Source organism: Atlantibacter sp., from assembly GCF_032062175.1.
Taxonomy (GTDB): domain Bacteria; phylum Pseudomonadota; class Gammaproteobacteria; order Enterobacterales; family Enterobacteriaceae; genus Atlantibacter.
Window position 1 is genome coordinate 74,710 of record NZ_DAMBQK010000018.1, and the last position, 21,319, is coordinate 96,028.

20 protein-coding genes are annotated in these 21,319 nt (G+C 52.5%); 19 read left to right on the plus strand and 1 reads right to left on the minus strand.

Going from position 1 to position 21,319, the window contains the following annotated elements:
- Positions 1–83 precede the first annotated feature (83 nt).
- The 12 genes from RT120_RS15750 to fis all read left to right on the plus strand — a co-directional run bounded on the left by RT120_RS15750 (position 84) and on the right by fis (position 10,617).
- Positions 84–1,058: an MDR family oxidoreductase gene (locus RT120_RS15750; RefSeq protein ID WP_312984031.1), complete on the plus strand. Its 975-nt coding sequence runs from the start codon at positions 84–86 to the stop codon at positions 1,056–1,058.
- Between the two features lie 102 nt (positions 1,059–1,160).
- Entirely contained in the window at positions 1,161–2,165 is a 1,005-nt protein-coding gene (gene msrP, locus RT120_RS15755) for a protein-methionine-sulfoxide reductase catalytic subunit MsrP (protein ID WP_312984032.1), read from the plus strand.
- Positions 2,166–2,765 (plus strand): protein-methionine-sulfoxide reductase heme-binding subunit MsrQ, encoded by a 600-nt coding sequence (gene msrQ, locus RT120_RS15760; protein WP_312984034.1) that lies wholly within the window; start codon positions 2,166–2,168, stop codon positions 2,763–2,765.
- Positions 2,766–3,000: 235 nt separating this feature from the next.
- Positions 3,001–3,453 (plus strand): type II 3-dehydroquinate dehydratase, encoded by a 453-nt coding sequence (gene aroQ / locus RT120_RS15765; RefSeq protein WP_312984036.1) that lies wholly within the window; start codon positions 3,001–3,003, stop codon positions 3,451–3,453.
- A gap of 21 nt (positions 3,454–3,474) precedes the next feature.
- A complete protein-coding gene (gene accB / locus RT120_RS15770) occupies positions 3,475–3,951 on the plus strand; it encodes an acetyl-CoA carboxylase biotin carboxyl carrier protein (protein WP_312984039.1) in 477 nt (158 codons plus the stop codon).
- A gap of 10 nt (positions 3,952–3,961) precedes the next feature.
- Positions 3,962–5,311, plus strand: a complete 1,350-nt coding sequence (accC, locus tag RT120_RS15775) for an acetyl-CoA carboxylase biotin carboxylase subunit (RefSeq protein WP_312984040.1) — start codon at positions 3,962–3,964, stop codon at positions 5,309–5,311.
- A gap of 100 nt (positions 5,312–5,411) precedes the next feature.
- Positions 5,412–5,654, plus strand: a complete 243-nt coding sequence (locus RT120_RS15780) for a YhdT family protein (protein ID WP_125292979.1) — start codon at positions 5,412–5,414, stop codon at positions 5,652–5,654.
- Positions 5,644–7,098, plus strand: coding sequence for a sodium/pantothenate symporter (gene panF, locus RT120_RS15785; protein WP_312984043.1), 1,455 nt, complete (start codon positions 5,644–5,646; stop codon positions 7,096–7,098). Before RT120_RS15780 ends, panF begins: the two co-directional genes overlap by 11 nt.
- An 11-nt stretch (positions 7,099–7,109) precedes the next feature.
- The gene (prmA, locus tag RT120_RS15790; protein WP_312984044.1) at positions 7,110–7,991 is read left to right on the plus strand and encodes a 50S ribosomal protein L11 methyltransferase; all 882 of its coding nucleotides are present in this window, start codon (positions 7,110–7,112) and stop codon (positions 7,989–7,991) included.
- A 148-nt stretch (positions 7,992–8,139) separates the two neighbouring features.
- Positions 8,140–8,880: a carbonic anhydrase family protein gene (locus RT120_RS15795; RefSeq protein ID WP_312984046.1), complete on the plus strand. Its 741-nt coding sequence runs from the start codon at positions 8,140–8,142 to the stop codon at positions 8,878–8,880.
- A gap of 329 nt (positions 8,881–9,209) precedes the next feature.
- Complete coding sequence (gene dusB / locus RT120_RS15800) at positions 9,210–10,217, plus strand: tRNA dihydrouridine synthase DusB (RefSeq protein ID WP_312984047.1); 1,008 nt, start codon at positions 9,210–9,212, stop codon at positions 10,215–10,217.
- A 103-nt stretch (positions 10,218–10,320) separates the two neighbouring features.
- Positions 10,321–10,617, plus strand: a complete 297-nt coding sequence (fis, locus tag RT120_RS15805; RefSeq protein WP_000462905.1) for a DNA-binding transcriptional regulator Fis — start codon at positions 10,321–10,323, stop codon at positions 10,615–10,617.
- 69 nt (positions 10,618–10,686) lie between these two features.
- Here the strand turns inward: fis and RT120_RS15810 are convergent, their stop codons facing one another.
- Positions 10,687–11,343 (minus strand): TetR family transcriptional regulator, encoded by a 657-nt coding sequence (locus RT120_RS15810; RefSeq protein ID WP_312984048.1) that lies wholly within the window; start codon positions 11,341–11,343, stop codon positions 10,687–10,689.
- A gap of 405 nt (positions 11,344–11,748) precedes the next feature.
- On the opposite strand from RT120_RS15810, the gene RT120_RS15815 reads away from it, so the two are divergent.
- The 7 genes from RT120_RS15815 to RT120_RS15845 all read left to right on the plus strand — a co-directional run bounded on the left by RT120_RS15815 (position 11,749) and on the right by RT120_RS15845 (position 21,174).
- Entirely contained in the window at positions 11,749–12,921 is a 1,173-nt protein-coding gene (locus RT120_RS15815) for an efflux RND transporter periplasmic adaptor subunit (protein ID WP_312984049.1), read from the plus strand.
- On the plus strand, positions 12,914–16,021 hold the full coding sequence (locus tag RT120_RS15820) for an efflux RND transporter permease subunit (protein ID WP_312984051.1): 3,108 nt from the start codon (positions 12,914–12,916) through the stop codon (positions 16,019–16,021). Before RT120_RS15815 ends, RT120_RS15820 begins: the two co-directional genes overlap by 8 nt.
- Positions 16,022–16,305: 284 nt before the next feature.
- Entirely contained in the window at positions 16,306–16,527 is a 222-nt protein-coding gene (locus RT120_RS15825; RefSeq protein ID WP_002437506.1) for a hypothetical protein, read from the plus strand.
- Positions 16,528–17,012: 485 nt separating this feature from the next.
- Positions 17,013–18,038, plus strand: a complete 1,026-nt coding sequence (locus tag RT120_RS15830; protein ID WP_125292954.1) for an amino acid ABC transporter substrate-binding protein — start codon at positions 17,013–17,015, stop codon at positions 18,036–18,038.
- A gap of 73 nt (positions 18,039–18,111) precedes the next feature.
- Positions 18,112–19,293, plus strand: coding sequence for an amino acid ABC transporter permease (locus RT120_RS15835; protein WP_312984054.1), 1,182 nt, complete (start codon positions 18,112–18,114; stop codon positions 19,291–19,293).
- A 10-nt stretch (positions 19,294–19,303) separates the two neighbouring features.
- Positions 19,304–20,407, plus strand: a complete 1,104-nt coding sequence (locus RT120_RS15840) for an amino acid ABC transporter permease (RefSeq protein ID WP_312984057.1) — start codon at positions 19,304–19,306, stop codon at positions 20,405–20,407.
- An 8-nt stretch (positions 20,408–20,415) separates the two neighbouring features.
- Positions 20,416–21,174 carry an amino acid ABC transporter ATP-binding protein gene (locus tag RT120_RS15845; protein ID WP_312984060.1) on the plus strand — a complete coding sequence of 253 codons (759 nt, stop codon included), beginning with the start codon at positions 20,416–20,418 and terminating at the stop codon, positions 21,172–21,174.
- Positions 21,175–21,319 lie beyond the last annotated feature (145 nt).

Below are 21,319 nucleotides of genomic sequence, written 5' to 3' on the forward strand. Positions count from 1 at the left end.
AAATCGGCATTGCGTTTCAATAAGCGAGTATAGTCTTCAACGATTATTTTCCAATGCTAACGACCCGGTAAGGAGTAGTAGACATGCAAGCTTTGATTCTCGATCAGCAGGATGGAAAAACGATTTCCGCTGTAAAAACGATTGATGAAAACCAACTCCCCGAAGGAAACGTCACCGTCGATATTGACTGGTCCAGCCTCAATTATAAAGATGCGCTCGCCATTACCGGAAAAGGTAAAATTATTCGTAACTTCCCCATGGTGCCGGGCATCGACTTCGCGGGCCGGGTTCGCCACAGCGAAGATCCGCGCTTCCATGCGGGCCAGGCCGTGCTGCTAACCGGCTGGGGCGTGGGCGAAAACCATTGGGGCGGCCTGTCTCAGATGGCGCGGGTCAATGGCGACTGGCTGGTTGCGATGCCGGAAGGGCTGGATGGTCGTAAAGCGATGATTATCGGTACCGCAGGTTTCACGGCGATGCTGTGTGTGATGGCGTTGGAAGATGCGGGTATTACGCCGCAAAGCGGTGAAGTCGTAGTCACCGGCGCCAGCGGCGGCGTAGGCAGTACGGCGGTGGCGCTGCTGCATAAACTGGGTTATCAGGTTGCGGCAGTATCCGGTCGAGAAAGCACCCATGACTATCTGCGTAAGCTGGGCGCTAACCGTATCCTGGGCCGCGAGGAGTTCGCCGAAACCCGTCCGCTGGAAAAACAAATTTGGGCAGGCGCAGTCGATACCGTTGGCGATAAAGTGTTGGCCAAAGTGCTGGCGCAGATGAACTACGGTGGTTGCGTTGCGGCATGCGGTCTGGCGGGCGGCTTCGCGCTACCAACTACCGTGATGCCGTTTATTCTGCGTAATGTCCGTTTGCAGGGGGTCGATTCCGTGATGACGCCAGCCGAGCGCCGAGCCGAAGCCTGGAAACGCCTGGTTCGCGATCTGCCTGCCTCCTTCTATGAGCAAGCCACCTGCGAAATCCCGCTGGCAGAAGCGCCGCGTCTGGCTAACGACATTATGAATAATGCCACTCAGGGCCGTACCCTGGTAAAAATCCGCTAAGTAGATGAGGGGCCGCAGCGCCCCTCTGTTCAATTTTTTGTGACAAATTCGCTCTAAGCCAGTTTCTTCGTCATGCTTAATGACTACGTCAAGGAGCATGCCATGAAAAAGCTATCCCGGCTGACCGAAGCCGATGTCACCCCCGAATCGGTATTTATGATGAAGCGCCGCCAGGTCCTGCAGGCGTTGGGCCTTGGCGCTGCCGCGTTATCCCTGCCCCGCGCTGCGCAGGCGGATTTACTCTCCTGGTTTAAAGGCAATGATCGCCCGCCCGCGCCCGCCGGCAAACCGCTGGAATTCAGCAAGCCGCAGCAATGGCAAAGCGCGCTGGAACTCACCCCGGAAGATAAGGTCACGGGTTACAACAATTTCTATGAATTTGGCCTGGATAAGGCCGATCCGGCCGCCAATGCCGGCAGCCTGCCTGTTCAACCCTGGCAATTAAAAATTGATGGCGAGGTCGCCAAACCATTGACGCTTGATTATGACGATCTGCATAAGCGTTTCCCGCTGGAAGAGCGTATCTACCGGATGCGCTGCGTGGAGGCCTGGTCGATGGTGGTGCCGTGGATTGGCTTCCCGCTAGCCAGTCTGTTGGCGCAGGTCGAGCCCACCAGCCGGGCACGTTATGTGGCGTTCAAAACTCTGTATGCCCCAGAAGTTATGCCCGGTCAGAAAGACCGCTTTATTGGCGGCGGGCTGGAATACCCTTATGTTGAAGGGTTACGCATTGATGAGGCGATGCATCCGCTGACCTTGCTTACCGTCGGGGTCTATGGAAAAGCGCTACCGCCGCAAAATGGCGCGCCGGTGAGGTTAACCGTGCCCTGGAAATACGGCTTTAAAGGGATCAAGTCCATTGTCAGCATTACCTTGACCGAGCAAAGACCACCCACGACCTGGAACCTTGCCGCCGCCAATGAGTACGGTTTTTACGCCAATGTAAACCCCCATGTGGATCATCCGCGCTGGTCGCAAGCCAGTGAACGCTTTATTGGATCGGGTGGAATTCTGGATGTGAAACGCCAGCCGACGCTGCTGTTTAATGGATACGCCGATCAGGTGGCGTCGCTGTACCGCGGTCTCGATTTACGGGAGAATTTTTGAGTGCGTCTGAATGCAAAACAGATCGTCTGGCTAAAAGTCGTTTTTCATCTGGCGGCGATTTTGCCGCTGGTTTGGCTGTTCTGGGCGGCAAGCCACGGGTATTTCAGCGCCGATCCGGCAAAAGATATTCAGCACTTTACCGGTAGGATGGCTCTGAAATTACTGCTGGCGACCTTGTTGGTCTCCCCGCTGGCGCGTTACGCTAAACAGCCGTTGCTGATCAGAACCCGGCGTATGCTGGGCCTGTGGTGCTTCGCCTGGGCGAGCCTGCATTTAACCAGCTATGCCTTACTGGAACTGGGCATTAATAATGTGGCGCTGCTGGGTAAAGAACTGGTAAGCCGTCCCTATCTGACCCTGGGGATCCTCAGTTGGCTGATTTTGTTGGCGCTCGCCCTGACATCGCCACAGATCTTGCAGAGTAAACTAGGGCGAAACTGGCAAAAACTGCATAACTTCGTGTATCTGGTCGCCATCCTCGCGCCGATTCATTATATGTGGTCGGTAAAGACGCTTTCCCCACAGCCGTTGATTTACGCCGCGCTGGCGGCTGGGCTTTTAGCGCTACGTTACAAGAAGTTCCGCCAGTGGTGGCGATAAGGCGAGGTTCTGTGCAGTTGTGCTCAATTCTTTTCACTTCCGCTGCGGTCTCGCAGATATCGGTTGATAATCTTCCCTGATAAGACCAGTATTTAGCTGCCAATTGCTACGAAATCGTTATAATGTGCGACTTTGGTTTTCCAGCTGGCTGTTTTTTGGGCCGCCAGGTGATGACAATCAAGCAATCCAGGTATATTTTGTAATATCACCGAAATTGGCAGGAGATACAGGCACGATGACGGATAGATTCAACATACTGCTGTTAAATGGCCCGAATTTGAACATGCTCGGCACACGTGAGCCTGAGAAGTACGGCAGCCAAACGCTGGCAGACATTGTTACCAATTTGAAAGCCCAGGCAGCATCGTTGAACGTCTCGCTGGATGACCTGCAATCTAATGCGGAGTATGTGTTGATTGACCGCATTCATCAGGCAAAGGACAAGGTGGATTACATCCTGATCAATCCGGCTGCGTTCACCCACACCAGTGTTGCCATTCGTGATGCGCTGTTGGCGGTGAGCATTCCATTTATCGAGATCCACCTGAGCAATGTCCACGCCCGTGAGCCCTTCCGGCATCACTCATATCTCTCGGATATCGCTGCCGGCGTCATCTGCGGATTCGGCGCTGACGGCTATTCCTATGCACTACAGACGGCGGTAAAACGCCTGTCACACTCAAACTAAACAAGAGTACGGAACCCACTCATGGATATTCGTAAGATTAAAAAACTGATCGAGCTGGTTGAAGAATCAGGCATTGCTGAACTGGAAATTTCTGAGGGCGAAGAATCGGTACGTATTAGCCGCGCCCCTGTGAACACCGGTTTCCCAATGATGCAGCAAGCTTATGCCGCACCGATGATGCAACAGCAGCAACCTGCGCTGTCTAACGCTATCGCGCCAGCCGCCGTGCCAGCAATGGAAGCGCCAGCCGTCGCTGAAATCAGTGGTCACATCGTACGTTCCCCAATGGTTGGTACCTTCTACCGTACCCCGAGCCCGGACGCGAAAGCGTTTGTGGAAGTGGGCCAGAAAGTAAACGTGGGCGACACGCTGTGCATCGTTGAAGCAATGAAAATGATGAACCAGATCGAAGCTGATAAATCAGGCGTAGTGAAAGCTATCCTTGTAGAAAACGGTCAACCGGTTGAATTTGACGAGCCGCTGGTCGTCATCGAGTAACGAGGCGAACATGCTGGATAAAATTGTTATCGCCAACCGCGGCGAGATCGCATTGCGTATTCTTCGTGCCTGTAAAGAACTGGGCATCAAGACCGTCGCTGTGCACTCAAGCGCGGATCGCGATTTAAAACACGTATTGCTGGCGGATGAGACGGTCTGTATCGGCCCGGCTCCGTCTGTAAAAAGCTATCTAAATATCCCGGCTATCATCAGCGCCGCTGAAATCACCGGCGCGGTGGCAATCCATCCGGGTTACGGCTTCCTCTCCGAGAACGCCAACTTTGCCGAGCAGGTTGAACGCTCCGGCTTTATCTTCATCGGCCCGAAAGCCGACACTATCCGCCTGATGGGCGACAAAGTGTCTGCAATCACCGCGATGAAGAAAGCAGGCGTCCCAACTGTACCTGGCTCTGATGGCCCGCTGACCGACGATATGGACGCCAACCGTGCCCATGCGAAACGCATCGGCTACCCGGTGATCATCAAAGCCTCTGGCGGCGGCGGCGGTCGCGGTATGCGCGTTGTGCGCGGCGATGCTGAACTGGCGCAATCCATCTCCATGACCAAAGCCGAAGCGAAAGCCGCTTTCAGCAACGACATGGTTTACATGGAGAAATATCTCGAGAACCCACGCCACATCGAGATTCAGGTGCTGGCTGACGGTCAGGGTAACGCGATCTATCTGGCGGAACGTGACTGCTCCATGCAGCGTCGCCACCAGAAAGTGGTCGAAGAAGCACCGGCACCGGGCATCACCCCGGAACTGCGCCGCTTCATCGGCGAGCGTTGCGCGAAAGCCTGTGTGGATATCGGCTATCGCGGCGCGGGTACCTTTGAGTTCCTGTTCGAAAACGGCGAGTTCTATTTCATCGAGATGAACACCCGTATTCAGGTTGAACACCCGGTTACCGAAATGATCACCGGCGTTGACCTGATTAAAGAGCAATTACGTATCGCTGCCGGTCAGCCGCTGTCCATCAAGCAAGAAGAAGTGCAGGTAAAAGGCCATGCGGTAGAATGCCGTATCAACGCCGAAGACCCGAACACCTTCCTGCCAAGCCCGGGTAAAATCACCCGTTTCCACGCGCCAGGCGGTTTTGGCGTGCGTTGGGAGTCTCATATTTATGCCGGTTACACCGTACCGCCATACTATGACTCCATGATCGGCAAGCTGATCTGCTACGGCGAAACCCGTGATGTGGCGATTGCCCGCATGAAAAACGCGCTTCAGGAATTGATCATCGACGGCATCAAAACCAACGTTGATCTGCAGACGCGCATCATGAACGATGAACACTTCCAGCAAGGTGGTACTAACATCCACTATCTGGAGAAAAAACTCGGTCTCGCCGAGAAGTAATCGCTCAGCAGTAAAAAAGGCCGGTCTTCCGGCCTTTTTTTATTCCCCCCTGCGCCCCATAGGTTACAATCCCGGCTTTTACAATTAACCTGGGATGACAATGGACAAACGCTTTGTTCAGGCACACAGAGAAGCCCGCTGGGCACTGTGGCTGACCCTTCTCTATCTCGCCGCCTGGTTAGTGGCTGCTTACTTACCTGATTCCACCCTCGGGTTCACCGGGCTTCCTCACTGGTTTGAGATGGCCTGCCTGCTGGTGCCGCTGATTTTTATTGTGTTGTGTTGGCTGATGGTGAAAGTGATTTACCGTGATATTTCGCTGGAGGACGACAATGCAGCATGAAGTGATCCTGCCTCTGGTGGCGTATTTGCTGGTGGTGATGGGACTGTCGATTTATGCCATCCGGCGTCGCGCCAGCGGCAGCTTTTTGAACGAATATTTCCTCGGTAGCCGTTCTATGGGCGGCTTCGTGCTGGCGATGACGCTCACCGCGACCTATATCAGCGCCAGTTCATTTATTGGCGGGCCTGGCGCAGCCTATAAATATGGTCTGGGTTGGGTATTGCTGGCGATGATCCAACTACCGGCGATTTGGCTGTCGCTGGGCATTTTAGGTAAGAAATTCGCGATTCTGGCGCGCCGCTACAACGCCGTGACGCTGAACGATATGCTGTTTGCCCGCTACCAAAGCCGTTTACTGGTATGGCTGGCGAGCATTAGTCTGCTGGTGGCGTTTGTGGGCGCGATGACGGTACAGTTTATCGGTGGTGCGCGGCTGCTTGAGACGGCAGCGGGCATTCCTTACGAAACCGGGCTGCTGATTTTTGGCGTCAGTATCGCACTGTACACGGCGTTTGGCGGCTTTCGCGCCAGCGTATTAAACGACACCATGCAGGGCATGGTGATGCTGGTTGGCACCATCCTGCTGTTGATTGGCGTGGTGCATGCCGCTGGCGGGCTGCCGAGCGCGGTGGAAAAACTCCAGCATATCGACCCGAAACTGATCGCCCCGGAAGGCGCTGGCGACATGCTTTCTCCCGCCTTTATGACCTCGTTCTGGGTGCTGGTCTGCTTCGGGGTGATCGGCCTTCCCCATACCGCGGTACGCTGCATTTCGTATAAAGACAGTAAAGCCGTGCACCGCGGGATGATCATCGGCACTATCGTGGTGGCTATCCTGATGTTCGGTATGCACCTTGCCGGGGCGCTGGGTCGTGCAGTATTGCCGGATCTGAAAGTCCCGGACCTGGTGATCCCAACGCTAATGGTGACGGTGCTACCGCCAGTCGCAGCGGGTATCTTTTTAGCTGCGCCGATGGCGGCGATTATGTCGACCATCAACGCCCAGCTGTTGCAGTCGTCCGCCACGATCGTCAAAGATCTCTGGCTCAATATCCGTCCCGATCAGATCCATAATGAAAAGGGGCTGAAGCGCATGTCCTCGGCGATCACACTGATACTGAGTGTGCTGCTGCTGCTGGCGGCATGGCGTCCACCTGAAATGATCATCTGGCTTAATCTGCTGGCGTTTGGTGGCCTGGAAGCGGTTTTCCTGTGGCCGCTGGTGCTGGGGCTGTACTGGGAAAAAGCCAACGCTACAGGCGCTTTAAGCGCGATGATATGCGGTGGCGTGCTGTATGCCGTACTCGCCACATTTAACGTGCACTACTTTGGGTTCCATCCCATCGTGCCGTCGTTATTAATAAGTTTGCTGGCTTTCCTGTTGGGCAACCTGTTTGGTCGCCCGGTAGCCGAAGCCGCTGTTGTTTCATCCGCTGATAAATAAAGAGTGACGCTATGCCATGGATCCAACTGAAAATTAATACTACCGGTACTCATGCGGAGGAACTCGGCGACGCGCTAATGGAAAGCGGTGCGGTATCCGTCACCTTTCAGGATACCCACGATACGCCGGTATTCGAGCCGCTACCGGGCGAAACCCGCCTGTGGGGCGATACCGATGTGATCGGGCTGTATGATGCCGAAACCGACATGAAAGATGTGGTGGCGATACTGGAAAACCAGCCGCTGTTGGGCGCGGGTTTTCACCACAAAATCGAGCAGTTAGAAGATAAAGACTGGGAGCGCGAGTGGATGGATAACTTCCACCCGATGCGTTTCGGCGAGCGCCTGTGGATTTGCCCGAGCTGGCGCGATGTCCCCGATGCAAACGCCGTGAATGTGATGCTCGATCCGGGCCTGGCGTTCGGCACCGGGACGCACCCCACTACCTCGCTGTGCCTGCAATGGCTTGATGGTTTGGATCTCGCCGGTAAGACGGTAATCGACTTCGGCTGCGGCTCCGGCATTCTCGCCATCGCTGCGCTTAAACTGGGCGCAGCCAAAGCCATCGGTATCGATATCGATCCGCAGGCCATTCAGGCCAGCCGCGATAACGCCCAGCGCAACGGTGTTTCTGAGCGTCTGGAACTCTATCTGCCGCATAATCAACCGGAACAGATGCAGGCCGACGTGGTGGTCGCCAACATTCTGGCGGGCCCGCTGCGTGAACTGGCCTCACTGATTAGCGTATTACCGGTTCAGGGCGGCCTGTTAGGCTTGTCTGGCGTGCTGGCAAGCCAGGCGGAAAGCGTCTGCGAAGCCTATCAGGAACTATTCAGCCTCGACCCGGTGGTTGAAAAAGAAGAGTGGTGCCGCATTACCGGCGTTAAAAACTGATCTTTGAGAACATGGTGCAGGCCATGTTCTCAATTCCCTGTGTCCAGCTCTGAAATCCCCTTCTGATTTATCCGTCCTCTTTATAATAAGCCGCCCCGATATCACCGGGGCAGACCATCAGATATCGTAGATTCACCGGACGAATGAAATGAAAATGCGTTTAGCAAAATCGCTGTTATTTGCCGCAGGCCTGATGCCTGCGCTGGCTTTGGCTTCCCACTGGAGTTACGAGGGCCATGCCTCCCCGGAACATTGGGGCGAGCTCAGCAATGAATTTAAAGAGTGCCAGGCAGGTAAAAACCAGTCGCCGATCGACATCAGCGGCCCCCTGGAAGCACATATTGCACCGCTGAAAGTGCAGTACTCCCAGGGCCCTGTCGTGCTACTGAATAACGGCCACACCATCCAGGCCAGCTTTGACCATAAGGCCGATAACATCGTTAATTTTGACGGTATCAACGTCGATTTGCAGCAGTTTCACTTCCATGCGCCCAGCGAGAACACCCTCAACGGTAAGCATGCTGCGATGGAAATGCACCTGGTGCATAAAGAGAGCAACGGCGACGTTGTGGTGGTAGCTGTGATGTTTGACATCGGTGCAGAGAACGCGGCGCTGGCGGAATTGTGGAAAAAAATGCCGCAACAAGCGGAAAAAAGCGCACCGCTGACCACCAAAATCGATATGAATAGTCTGCTGCCCACCGACAAAACGTACTGGCGCTTTAGCGGCTCGCTGACCACGCCGCCCTGCTCCGAGGGTGTGACATGGCTGGTGATGAAGCACCCTCTGACGCTGTCAGAAGCGCAGCTTAAGCAATTCAAGACCGTTATGCATCATGACAATAACCGTCCGGTCCAGCCGTTACATGGGCGTGTGGTGGTTGAATAATCAGCGGGGCTGTTGAATTGCCCTGCTCAAAAAATGAGAGCGAGTTCTCAAAATTCGCTCTCATTGCCTGAAAAACCAGCAAATACATCCGAGTTTTTCCCGATATTTCCAGCTCTGGCGTGAGAAGTCATAAGAAATTGTTGTTGAACACAAAATAATCTTATTCAATTAACCTGATGAAATTTATATGGAATTCACGTTTCCTACCCTGCACTCTGGCGATTCCTTGATCTACACCCTCTGATTGTTCAAAGTTTGGCCTTTCATCTCGCGTCAAAAATGCGTAATATACGCCGCCTTGCAGGCACAGTATGGTCATTTCTTAACTCATGCGCATCGGACACCACCAACTCAGAAATCGCCTGATTGCAGCGCCCATGGCCGGTATTACTGACCGTCCATTCAGGACGCTGTGTTATGAGATGGGGGCCGGACTGACCGTTTCTGAGATGATGTCGTCTAACCCACAGGTATGGGAAAGCGACAAATCACGGCTTCGGATGGTTCATGTCGATGAGCCGGGTATTCGCACCGTGCAGATTGCCGGAAGTGTACCTGATGAGATGGCCCAGGCCGCGCGTATCAACGTGGAAAATGGCGCCCAGATTATTGATATCAATATGGGGTGCCCGGCGAAAAAGGTGAATCGTAAGCTGGCGGGCTCAGCCCTGCTGCAGTACCCCGAACAGGTGAAGTCAATCCTGAACGCGGTAGTCAACGCAGTGGACGTGCCTGTGACGCTGAAGATTCGTACCGGCTGGGATCCAGAACACCGCAACTGTGTAGAGATTGCCCAACTGGCGGAAGATTGCGGTATTCAAGCGCTGACGATTCATGGCCGCACCCGGGCATGTTTATTTCAGGGAAACGCGGAATACAGCAGTATTCGGACAGTTAAGCAGAAAGTTTCCATTCCGATTATCGCGAATGGCGACATTACCGACCCGCTTAAAGCCAGGGCCGTGCTCGACTATACAGGGGCAGATGCCCTGATGATAGGACGCGCAGCCCAGGGAAGACCCTGGATCTTCCGGGAAATCCAGCATTATCTGGACACTGGGGAGTTGCTGCCCCCTCTGCCTCTGGTAGAGGTTAAGCGCTTGCTTTGTGCGCACATTCGCGAACTGCATAGCTTCTATGGCGAAGCGAAAGGGTATCGAATTGCGCGTAAACACGTTTCCTGGTACTTACAGGAACATGCTCCAGATGACCAGTTTCGGCGCACATTCAACGCCATAGAGGACGCCAGCGAGCAGCTGGAGGCGTTGGAGGCATACTTCGAAAATTTTGCGTATACACAGAATCAATCCTCATGCGTCGAGACAGCAACTGAGTAAATCTGCGGAGCTTACCACCGTAAGCGACAAGATGAACGCAGGTTGCCAGCGAAGGCAGGTTGAGAGATGAAGTGTAAAACAGAAATAAAGAGCTAACAGAACTATGTTCGAACAACGCGTAAATTCTGACGTACTAACCGTTTCTACCGTCAACTCTCAGGATCAAGTAACTCAAAAGCCCCTGCGCGACTCGGTTAAACAGGCACTGAAGAACTATTTTGCTCAATTGAACGGTCAGGATGTGAATGACCTGTATGAGCTGGTACTGGCTGAAGTTGAACAGCCCCTGTTGGACATGGTGATGCAGTACACCCGCGGTAACCAAACCCGCGCTGCGCTGATGATGGGTATCAACCGCGGTACTCTGCGTAAGAAACTCAAAAAATATGGCATGAACTGATTCCGATTAGCTCATTGCTGTGTAAAAAGGCGCTAACCGGCATGGGGAAGCGCCTTTTTTATTGCGGCTTTACACAGCGGCAAACAGCGAAGGTTGAAACGACGTCGCGCTGAAGTTATCCGTCGTTAACAGCTTTAACATGTTATCCACCAAATCCTCCAACAGCGCGAAAAGATTAAACGCACTCGGTTTGCTCAGCCAATTACTGATTATTCCGTTAATACAACTTTGTAATAATATTATCGTTACATCAATGTTTATCGCGGCGCTGACCTGGCCGCTTTCGACACAGCGTTTAAGCGCCTTTGCTAAATTTTCTTTATCGAAACACGCGCTGTTTTTAATTTCATACTCTGAGGTCATGTCAGGCGTAAATTCACATTTATGATACAAGATCTCCATTAATGCGCGATTTTTAGGATCCACCGCAACGGCTTTTAATGGCGCGATCAATGTGTCTCGCAATTCGCGAAGCGGGTCGCCATGCTCATGAGTAATGAAACAGGTTGCTTCTTTTTCCTTGAGTTCTTCTTGCTGTTTCCATATCTCATTAAATAATTCCGCCTTGCTGGAAAAGTGCCAGTATATCGCCCCACGCGTCACGTGCGCGGCGTCAGCGATGTCCGTCAACGTGGTATTGGACACCCCGCGCCGGGCAAACTCCGCAATGGCGGTGTTAATCAGGAGCTGGCGCGTTTTCATCGCGTCCAGTTTTGTTTTGCGCACGTTGTCTCTCCTCATCGCAAGCAACCTGCCGAAAGAAGAAAATAATATTTTCAACACCACAGCGATGTCATTTTTAATTCCCTCATATCTACATTTGAAAACAATTTTGGGAATTTAAAAATATACTCACTCAATTTATGCAAAAACAATTTTCATTCTCAATATGAATACATTCACACAAGAATTAAATCATGATGAAAAATAAACAAAGGAGAAGGTAAGAAACATACCGACATATATTAATTCCTAATTTTGCTTTTTTGTGCTGAAAAAAAGAGACGCCATCACCCGCTCACTTACATTGCCCACGGATTGTTTGTAGGATCGCCCATTACATTTATTTGGTTAACTCTGATGCCAGCTTGAGGGATGACACTCTGCCATCGGTTTATAAAAGGAATAGTGATGACAAAACATAATGGGGCTAAATGTTTATTCCTCTTTCTACTGATTTCAGGAATGTTCATTAGTGGATGCGATGATAAAAATAACATGCCATCAGGTAACGAACCGCCTTCGGTCGTGGTACATGTCGTTAAAGCCTCACCCTTTGCTGTAACCACAGAACTGCCCGGGCGCACCTCCGCTTTTCGTATCGCTGAAGTCCGTCCTCAGGTTGGCGGGATTATCCTGAAGCGTAATTTCGCCGAGGGCAGCGATATTACGGCGGGTTCCTCGCTGTATCAGATCGACCCTGCGACCTATCAGGCGACGTTTGATAGCGCAAAAGCCACATTAGCCAGGGCGCAGGCAGCAGCAGAGATTGCCCATCTGACCGTAAAACGCTATCAGCCGCTGGTTGGCACGCAATACGTCAGTAAACAGGAGTACGATCAATCGGTGGCCAGCGCCAAACAAGCCGACGCCGATGTGCTCAGTGCCCAGGCCGCCGTTGAGTCCGCACGCATTAACCTGGCGTATACCAAAGTCACCTCCCCTATCAGCGGCAGGATCGGCAAATCTACCGTCACAGAAGGCGCGCTGGTCACCGACGGCCAGACCACCGCGATGGCAACGGTACAGCAACTCGATCCGATTTATGTCGATCTCACCCAGTCCAGCAACGACTTTCTGCAACTTAAGCAGGCTATCGAGCAAGGTAGCCTGACGAAAGACAGCACCAGCGGCGTGAACATTATTATGGATAATGGCCAAACCTATGCGCATCCCGGGAAGCTTGAATTTACCGATGTGACCGTGGATGAAAGCACTGGCTCCGTGACGTTAAGGGCAGTGTTCCCTAATCCCGATCATCAGCTATTGCCGGGGATGTTTGTCAGAGCGCGGGTCGATGAAGGTACCCAGCCTGACGCGATACTGGTGCCTCAGCAAGGCGTCACCCGGACACCGCGCGGTGACGCGTTAGTGATGGTGGTTGATGAACAGAACAAAGTTGAAACCCGCCCGGTCGTCGCATCAGAAGCCATAGGCGATCGGTGGCTGGTGAAAGAGGGACTTAAGCCGGGCGACAAAGTGATTGTCAGCGGCATACAGCATATTAAAGCAGGCGCAACGGTAAACCCGGTCACTGACGACGCCGCAGAAAAAACCCAGCAAGGCGCTCGCGAACATGGCTAATTTCTTTATTCAGCGACCAATCTTCGCCTGGGTTCTGGCCATTCTGTTGATGATTGCCGGCGGGCTGGCCATTATCCAGTTGCCTGTGGCTCAGTACCCAACGATAGCGCCGCCTGCCGTCGCCATCTCTGCTACCTATCCCGGCGCGGATGCGCAAACTGTTCAGGACTCTGTGACCCAGGTGATTGAGCAGAACATGAACGGCATCGATAACCTGATGTATATGTCCTCCACCAGCGATGCGTCTGGCAGTGTGACCATTACTCTGACCTTTGAATCCGGCACCGATCCCGATATCGCTCAGGTGCAGGTGCAAAATAAACTGCAGCTGGCGATGCCCTTGCTTCCTCAGGAGGTACAACAACAGGGCATCGGCGTTGAGAAATCGAGTAGCAGCTACTTACTGGTGGCAGGCTTTATCTCCTCTGATAACAGTATGAACCAGGAACAGCTGGGGGATTACGTCGCTTCAACGGTGAAAGATCCTATCAGCCGCACGCCTGGCGTGGGCGATGTGCAGCTCTTTGGCGCGCAGTTCGCTATGCGTATCTGGCTGGATAACAACGCGTTAAACAATTATCAGTTGACGCCGGTTGATGTCGTCAATCAGTTGAAAATTCAGAACGCGCAAATCGCTGCGGGTCAGCTTGGCGGTACGCCTGCGGTGGCCGGGCAGCAACTCAATGCCTCGATCATTGCCCAGACTCGCCTTAAGAGCGTTAAGGAATTTGAAAACATCACGTTACGCGTAAATAAAGACGGCTCGCTGATCCGCCTTAAAGATGTGGCGCGCGTAGAGTTGGGGGGCGAAAACTACAACACCATAGCGAGAATCAACGGGAAACCCGCCGCGGGGTTAGGGATCAAACTGGCGACGGGCGCGAATGCCCTCGATACGGCTAAAGCTATAAAAGACGAGCTGGCGAAAATGCAGCCCTTCTTTCCAAAAGGCTTAAAAGTGACCTATCCCTATGACACCACGCCGTTTGTCCAAATCTCTATTAAAGAGGTGGTCAAAACCCTATTCGAGGCTATCGTACTGGTGTTCCTGGTGATGTACCTTTTCCTGCAAAATATCCGCGCTACGCTGATCCCAACGATTGCCGTGCCTGTGGTTCTGCTGGGCACGTTCGCGCTGTTGTCTGCATTCGGGTACTCCATTAATACCCTCACGATGTTCGGGATGGTACTTGCCATAGGTTTGCTGGTTGACGATGCCATCGTGGTCGTTGAAAACGTTGAACGTGTTATGGAAGAGGATCATCTGCCGCCGAAAGAAGCCACCAGCAAATCTATGGGGCAAATACAGGGCGCGCTGGTGGGCATCGCGATGGTGCTTTCCGCCGTATTTATCCCAATGGCTTTCTTTGGCGGTTCGACAGGTGCGATTTACCGACAATTTTCGATCACGATTGTTTCTGCCATGGCACTGTCAGTGCTGGTCGCACTGATCCTGACGCCAGCGCTGTGCGCGACGCTGCTGAAACCGCCGTCAGGGGAGAAGCATGATAAAAACGCCGGGCTGTTTGGTAAGTTCAACCGCTTATTCGATAAGAGCGTCGACCACTACAGTAATAGCGTAAGCCGGATTATTCACAGTACCACGCGCTATCTGGTTGTTTACGTGCTTATCGTGGCGGGAATGGTGATGCTGTTTATGAAGTTGCCTACTTCATTTCTGCCCGAGGAAGATCAGGGTGTGTTTATGACCCTGGTGCAACTACCTTCCGGCGCGACGCAGCAGCGCACCCAGAAAGTGCTTGATGAAATCAATGACTATTACCTGACCAAAGAAAGTAAAAACGTCGAATCCGTGTTCACGGTTAACGGGTTTAGCTTCAGCGGACAGGGGCAAAACGCCGGTATCGCGTTCATCAGCCTCAAACCTTGGGAAGAGCGTTCCGGTGACGAGAACAAGGCGCAGTCCATTATTGCGCGCGCGACGATGGCATTCAGGCATATTAGTGACGCGATGGTATTCCCGTTCAACCTGCCCGCCATTATCGAACTGGGCACCGCCACGGGTTTCGATTTTGAACTGATCGACCAGGCAAACCAGGGGCATGATGCCTTAACTCAGGCGCGCAATCAGCTATTGGGTGAAGCGGCTCAGCGTTCCGATGTGCTGGTCCGCGTCAGGCCGAATGGTCTGGAAGACACGCCGCAATTTAAGATTGATGTCGATCAGGATAAAGCGCAGGCGCTGGGTGTCGCGCTCTCCGATATCAACCAAACGCTGTCTACCGCACTGGGCGGCAATTACGTTAATGACTTTATTGATGAAGGCCGGGTGAAAAAGGTTTATCTCCAGTCGGATGCAAAATTCCGTATGTTGCCATCAGATCTTAATACGCTCTATGTGCGCAGCAGCAGCGGTGAAATGGTGCCGTTCTCGGCCTTCGCGTCATCACATTGGGTTAAAGGCTCACCGCGACTTGAGCGGTATAACGGCTTGCCTTCTATGGAAATTCAGGGTGAAGCCATGCCGGGTAAAAGTACCGGGGAGGCCATGGAGGTGATGGAGTCACTGGCCGCTAAATTGCCTTCCGGGTTTGGATATCAGTGGACTGGCATGTCCTATCAGGAAAGGTTATCCGGCAACCAGGCTCCTGCTTTATATGCCATCTCCCTGATTGTGGTGTTCCTGTGCCTCGCCGCGTTGTATGAGAGCTGGTCTATTCCGTTCTCGGTAATGCTGGTGGTGCCTCTGGGCGTGGTAGGCGCATTGCTTGCGGCGACGGTAAAAGGCCTTGATAACGATGTTTATTTTCAGGTCGGTTTGCTCACGACTATCGGTCTTTCCGCCAAAAACGCCATCCTGATTGTCGAATTTGCCAAAGACCTGATGGACAAAGAAAGTAAAAATCTTATCGAAGCAACGCTGGAAGCGGTACGGATGCGCCTTCGACCAATCCTTATGACATCGCTGGCGTTTATCCTTGGCGTGTTGCCGCTGGTAATGAGTAAAGGCGCCGGGAGCGGTTCGCAGAATGCGGTGGGTACCGGAGTGATGGGCGGTATGCTTGCCGCGACGTTACTGGCCATTTTCTTTGTCCCGGCATTCTTTGTGGTAATTCGCCAACGGTTTAATAAAAAGTAACCCTGTAAACATGAAAGACATCGGATGTCTTTCATGTTTTTACATGCTAAATACGTTCATTTATTAATGAGATAAACCCACCGCTGGAACTGAGTAACTTTTCGGTTCCAGCGTAAATTTTCCTCTCCATTATTTTTACAATCCACATGAATTGAAAATAATGTCTGCTCCTCTCCATTTTTTGCCAGTGGTAAAATGCGTCTATCAAATCCAGCGCTATAAGGTTATGAATAATATTACCGTTAGCGAGGTTTTCTGGATGATTATTCTAATGAGGTAATACCATGAAGAAGTTAATCGCTGTAGCATCCCTTTGTGCAGTGCTAGCCGGTTGTGCGCATGACTCCCCATGTGTGCCGGTGTATGACGATCAGGGGCGTCTGGTCCATACCAACACCTGTATGAAAGGCACCACTCAGGATAACTGGGAAACAGCTGGCGCGATCGCTGGCGGCGCAGCAGCGGTAGCGGGCTTAACGATGGGTATCATCGCGCTGAGTAAATAATGCCAGTCTGTTCCGAAACGGCGCGTTCATCGCGCCGTTTGCATTTAAACGGTGCAACTCTTTTTGCCAGGCTGTTAATTTGTTATTTAATCGCACCAAAGCAAAATTAAAATTTCTGCAATAACTCACATTTCTTTATTTCTTTTTTCGGGCTTTAACTCTGCCTCGTGATTTATCTCACATCATTCATCATCCCTTACCCTGCCAATATTAACCTGAGAAATTAATTAGTTACTTCACGACGACGCTATTTAATTATTTTGCTCCAAAATGTGGCGCAGGTTGTAATTTCGCACCATTGGCGAGCATTACGTTTTACGTTTCCTGTCTACACTTCGCTTATTGCATCGAAATAAATGCATTATCTCCCCGATGCAAAACTGGCACTCCCTTTGCTTTAACGTTTATGGCTGTTGCCACAGACAGGTAATTAGCGTGCCCACGGGACGCCAATATAACGATAATTTCGCCACACAGGATGCACTATGAAGAAGATGATTATTGCCACGCTTGCCGCGGCAGGCGCACTGATGGCTGTTGCAAATCAGGCACATGCAGGCGCGACATTTGACGCAGTAAAAAAGAAGGGTTTTGTTCAATGCGGTATTAGTGATGGCTTACCTGGATTTTCGTATGCGGATGCAGACGGTAAATTCAGCGGAATTGACGTTGATGTCTGCCGTGGCGTCGCGGCTGCCGTATTTGGCGATGCCACAAAAGTAAAATATACCCCGCTGACGGCGAAAGAACGCTTTACCGCACTGCAATCTGGCGAAGTGGATTTGTTATCCCGCAATACCACCTGGACATCTTCTCGCGATACCGGAATGGGCATGGCCTTTACTGGCGTGACCTATTATGACGGCATCGGTTTCCTGACCCATAACAAAGCGGGGCTGAAAAGCGCCAAAGAACTGGATGGCGCAACGGTCTGTATCCAGGCGGGTACCGATACTGAGCTGAACGTGGCGGATTATTTCAAAGCCAATAACATGAAGTATACCCCGGTCACTTTTGATCGTTCCGACGAATCGGCAAAAGCGCTGGAATCGGGCCGTTGCGATACCCTGGCCTCTGACCAGTCTCAGCTGTATGCCCTGCGCATTAAACTCAGCAACCCGGATGAATTTATCGTCCTGCCGGAAGTGATCTCGAAAGAGCCGCTGGGTCCAGTGGTGCGTCGCGGGGATGATGAATGGTTCTCCGTGGTGCGCTGGACGCTGTTCGCTATGCTCAACGCGGAAGAGATGGGCGTCACGTCTAAAAACGTCGATGAGAAAGCCGCTAATCCTGCCACGCCGGACATGGGCCATCTTCTGGGCAAAGAGGGCGATTATGGCAAGGATCTGAAGCTGGATAACAAATGGGCTTACAACATCGTTAAGCAGGTCGGTAACTATGCTGAAGTGTTTGAACGTAACGTGGGTTCCGAAAGCCCGCTGAAAATCAAACGCGGTCAGAACAACCTCTGGAACAACGGCGGCATTCAATACGCTCCGCCGGTTCGCTAATCACGCACGTTGTTGTAACGGGCGCTGCGCCTTTGCAGCGCCCAAACCAGAGTTTTGTTATTGAGGTTCGCATATGCCCCATCGCCGCCCAAACGCAAAAGGAGAACTCTCCTTTTCCAATCCCGCGGTTCGCGCCTGGCTGTTTCAAATACTGGCAATCGCCGCGGTTATTGGTATTGCTGTTTATCTGATCCACAACACCATTACAAACCTCAACAGTCGTGGCATTACGTCAGGGTTTGCTTTTCTCGATCGCGGCGCCGGATTTGGCATAGTTCAGCATTTGATTGATTATCAGCAAGGGGATACCTATGGCCGGGTTTTCCTTGTCGGGTTGCTTAACACTCTGTTAGTTTCTGCGCTGTGTATTGTGTTTGCGTCATTTCTTGGCTTCTTTTTAGGACTGGCGCGCCTGTCCGACAACTGGCTGTTACGCAAGCTCTCTACCGTTTATATCGAAACCTTCCGTAATATCCCGCCGTTGCTGCAAATTTTCTTTTGGTACTTCGCCGTACTGCGCAATTTGCCAGGCCCACGCCAGGCGGTGAATGCCTTTGACCTGGCATTTCTCAGCAACCGGGGGCTTTATATTCCCGCACCGGCGTTAGGTGAAGGCGCGCTGGGATTCGTGCTGGCTATTCTTGTCGCGCTGGCGATTTCGGCGGGCCTGTTTCGCTTTAATAAAAACCATCAAATCAAAACAGGGCAGTTGCGGCGTACCTGGCCTGTGACGCTGGTACTGCTTATCGCGCTGCCGCTGGTCGCTCACTGGACGTTTGGTGCCGCGCTACACTGGGACGTGCCCGAGTTACGTGGTTTCAACTTCCGGGGGGGAATGGCGCTAATCCCTGAGCTGGCAGCCCTGACGCTCGCACTTTCGGTTTATACCTCCGCATTTATCGCCGAGATCATTCGCGCCGGGATCCAGTCCGTTCCGTATGGTCAGCATGAAGCGGCACGGTCACTGGGTTTGCCGAACCCGGTCACGCTACGCCAGGTGATTATTCCCCAGGCAATGCGCGTCATTATTCCGCCGTTGACCAGCCAGTATCTCAACATTGTTAAAAACTCTTCGCTGGCGGCGGCGATTGGCTACCCGGATATGGTGTCGCTGTTCGCTGGCACCGTATTGAACCAAACCGGTCAGGCGATTGAAACCATCGCTATCACGATGTCGGTCTATCTGATTATCAGCCTGACAATTTCTCTGCTGATGAACCTCTATAACCGGCACATTGCCCTGGTTGAGCGCTAAAGGAGCCATGATGAGCAAAGTACTCATGAGCCCTACCCCGCGCGTTGCCGCTACTGGCTCAGGACGCATGTGGGTGTGGGTTCGCAAAAATTTGTTTTCCAGCTGGTTTAATAGCCTGTTGACATTATTTTGTTTGTGGATGATGTGGGAATTGATTCCGCCGCTGCTCAACTGGACGCTGTTTCAGGCTAACTGGATTGGTGAAACGCGCGCGGATTGCACGAAGGAAGGCGCGTGCTGGGTGTTCATTCACGCCCGGTTTGGCCAATTTATGTATGGGCTGTATCCACACGACCAGCGCTGGCGAATCAATCTGGCGCTCATTATCACGCTGCTTTCCATCGCGCCGATGTTCTGGAAAAGCATACCGCAACGCGGTAAATACATCGCCCTCTGGGCGGTGGTTTATCCGATTGTGGTGTGGTTTCTGATGTATGGCGGTTTCTTTGGCCTGGAGCGTGTAGAAACCCGCCAGTGGGGCGGACTCACGCTAACGCTGATTATCGCTGCGGTGGGGATCGCTGGCGCATTGCCGCTGGGTATTTTGCTGGCGTTAGGGCGTCGGTCGGCCATGCCTGTAGTGCGGATCCTGTCGGTGATTTTTATCGAATTCTGGCGCGGCGTACCTCTGATCACGGTGCTGTTTATGTCCTCCGTCATGTTGCCGCTGTTTATGGCGGAAGGCACCAGTATCGATAAGCTTATCAGGGCGCTGGTTGGGGTGATTCTGTTCCAGTCGGCCTATGTTGCCGAGGTGGTGCGCGGAGGGCTTCAGGCGCTACCGAAAGGCCAATACGAGGCCGCAGAATCTCTCTCCCTGGGTTACTGGAAAACCCAGGGCCTGGTGATCCTCCCGCAGGCATTAAAGATGGTGATCCCGGGTCTGGTCAACACCATTATCGCCCTGTTTAAAGACACCAGTCTGGTGATCATTATTGGGCTGTTTGATCTCTTCAGCAGCGTGCAGCAGGCCACGGTCGACCCAGCATGGTTGGGCATGTCGACCGAAGGTTATGTATTTGCCGCCATGATCTATTGGATCTTCTGTTTCAGTATGTCGCGCTACAGCCAGCACCTTGAGCAGCGCTTTAACACCGGGCGTACACCGCACTAAGGAATCCCATGAGTAATATAACGATGCAACCTGCCGACGCGATGATAACGCTCGAAAATGTGAATAAATGGTATGGGCAGTTTCATGTCCTGAAAGACATTAACCTGAAGGTGAAGCAGGGCGAACGTATTGTGCTCTGCGGGCCGTCAGGCTCCGGTAAATCTACAACAATCCGCTGTATTAACCATCTCGAAGAGCATCAGCAGGGCCGTATTGTCGTGGATGGCATTGAGCTGAATGATGACCTGCGCAATATTGAACGGGTGCGTACAGAAGTGGGGATGGTGTTCCAGCACTTTAATTTATTCCCGCACTTAACCGTACTGCAAAACTGCACGCTGGCACCGATTTGGGTGCGTAAAATGCCGAAGAAAGAAGCCGAGGCGCTGGCAATGCATTATCTGGATCGTGTACGTATCGCCGAGCATGCACATAAGTTTCCCGGTCAAATCTCCGGTGGGCAACAGCAGCGCGTGGCGATCGCCCGGTCGTTATGCATGAAGCCAAAAATTATGCTGTTCGACGAACCGACATCGGCGCTCGATCCCGAAATGGTTAAGGAAGTGCTGGATACCATGATTGGACTGGCACAGTCCGGGATGACGATGCTTTGCGTAACGCATGAAATGGGGTTTGCCCGGACGGTGGCCGATCGGGTGATCTTTATGGATCGCGGTGAGATTGTTGAGCAGGCGCCGCCGCATGAATTCTTTGCGAATCCGAAGTCTGAACGCACGCGGGCGTTTTTATCGCAGGTTATTCACTAACAATATTACAGGTCAGTCAGGTGACTGGCCGTTTTTTGTGTTCTGAAAACTAAAAAGCAAAAAGCCCTGCACTTATGTGCAGGGCTTTTTATTTGATGCCTGGCAGTTCCCTACTCTCGCATGGGGAGACCCCACACTACCATCG